The sequence below is a fragment of the Nonomuraea lactucae genome (genome assembly GCF_003313395.1).
Classification (GTDB): domain Bacteria; phylum Actinomycetota; class Actinomycetes; order Streptosporangiales; family Streptosporangiaceae; genus Nonomuraea; species Nonomuraea lactucae.
On sequence record NZ_QNFZ01000577.1, the window covers coordinates 1 to 1,986 of the forward strand.

2 protein-coding genes are annotated in these 1,986 nt (G+C 74.1%); both read right to left on the reverse strand.

Going from position 1 to position 1,986, the window contains the following annotated elements:
• Window positions 1-191 precede the first annotated feature (191 nt).
• Window positions 192-1,484, reverse strand: coding sequence for a vWA domain-containing protein (locus DQW85_RS23785; RefSeq protein ID WP_113702286.1), 1,293 nt, complete (start codon window positions 1,482-1,484; stop codon window positions 192-194).
• The coding region (locus DQW85_RS23790) for a PP2C family protein-serine/threonine phosphatase (RefSeq protein WP_205315358.1) at window positions 1,477-1,986 on the reverse strand (510 nt) is incomplete at its 5' end. The genes DQW85_RS23785 and DQW85_RS23790, both read right to left, overlap by 8 nt.

Sequence of the window (1,986 nt, forward strand, 5' to 3'; positions counted from 1 at the left end):
CCCCTGCCCTGGACCTGGCCCCTGCCCTGGACCTGGGCCGTGGCCCGGACCGTGGCCCGGACCCTGCGAAGGGCCTGCGGCGGGTGGCGGCCCGGCGGCGCCGGCGTGAGCTCCCGCGGCGGCCATCTGGGCGCCGCACACGTCGCAGTAGTCGTCGGCGCCCGACGCGTGGCCCTGAGGGCAGGTCGCCATCAGCCGCCCTCCCCGCCCTGGCGCAGCCGGCTGGTACGGACCGAACCGGTGTCCAGCTCGATCTCGTCGGCCTTGTCGACGTTCCGGCGCAGCCGGGCCGTGCCGCTGCGCGGGTCCACCTCGACCACCTTGTCCAGCAGCCGCGCGGTGTCCTCGCGCCCCGACTCGGCGGCGAGCTGCCTGGCCCTGGCCAGCCGGGCGGTCGCCACGTCCACCGCGCCGGCCGCCCTGGCGCTCAGCCCCTCCTGGATCAGCTCGTGCAGCTCGGCCTGCCCGGTGTAGTGGGCGACCTTGCGGTTGATCCGCGTCGACTGCGCCAGGTCGTCGGTCCACTGGGCGAGCACGTTGCCGCTGGCGAAGACCTCCTGCGTGTCGGGACGCACGAGCTTCACCCAGCCCGCCCTGATCTCGCTGCCGACCTGACCGGGCGGCACCTCGACGCACAGGTGGTACTCGCGCTCCTCGGCCCCCCACGAGCCGGTGGGGTAGTCGCCGGTCAGCGGGTTCACGTCGGATCGCTTGCCGGTCAGGTCGAGCAGGGTGGGGGAGACCTGCTTGACGAATTTGAGCGTCGCGGCCTGCGGCACCCACACCCGCATCGCCAGCTCGGCCACCGTCTTGCTCATCGAGCTCCGCGTGATCCTGCGGAAGAACTCGGCCAGATCGCCCTGGTCGCGTACGAAGTCGAAGGTGCCGAGCAGCGCGTCGGCCACCTTCCGCAGCTCCGCGGGGACCCAGTCGGAGCCCACGCCCAGGCTGTCGCACACGAACGCGCCCGAGCAGCGGGCCAGGGCGGCGGCGAAGCGGTCGGCGCTCTCGTTGTTCTGCCCGTCGGTCATCAGGATGGCGTGCCTGATCGCGTCGGGGTGCGCGGACAGGAGCTGGTTCGCCAGCAGCAGCCACTCGCCGATGGACGTGCCGCCGTTGGCCGACAGCCTGCCGATGGCGTTCTGGGCCTCCTGGCGCGTGGCGCGCGAGGCCCGCACCAGGGTGCGGTCGCGCGGGTAGACCACCCTGGCGACGTCGGTGCCCGCGACCACCGCGAAGTGCACGCCGTCGCGGAGCCCCTCCACGGCGGTGGCCGCCGCCTGTCTCGCCTCCCGGATCTTGCCGCCGCTCATCGAGCCCGACGTGTCCACGATGATCACCTCGGCCGCCTCGGCGGGCACCGAGGTCGTGGCCGTCGGCGAACCTGTGGAGGAGATGGTGAGGATGGCGTGCACCTCGCGTCCGCCGAGAGGCAGGTACTTGTTCTGGTCGATGTGCAGCGTGAAGGTGGGCTCGTCACCCATGCGGTCCTCCTAGGGGGATCAGGACGATGGTCACGTTGTCGTGGCCGCCCGAGTCGAGCGCGTGGCGCAGCAGCTCGCGGGCGAGGTCGAGGGGCGCGCCCGCGGGCGGGAAGGCGTAGCCGTCCAGGTAGCGCCAGAGCCCGTCGCTGCAGACCAGCAGCAGCCCCGGCTCCTCGGGGCCGAACACGCGGACCTCCGGCTCGACGTCGGCCGCGTCGGCCCCGAGCCAGGCGGTGATCTCGCCGGTGGGCGCCGCGTGGTCCTCGGTCAGCGCCACGCCGTCCCGCGTCCCGCCGGGCAGCCAGTAGGCACGGCTGTCACCGGCCCAGCAGAGGGTGACCCGCCCGCCGGTGACCACCGCTGAGACGTACGTGCAGGCGGGGGCGTCGTCCGGCGAGGCCGCGAGCTTGGCCACGGCCCGCCCGGCCAGCTCGAACGCCTCCACCGAGCCGACGCCCCTGGCCAGCGCCTCCGCCGCCGTGCGCGTCGCGACGGCCGAGGC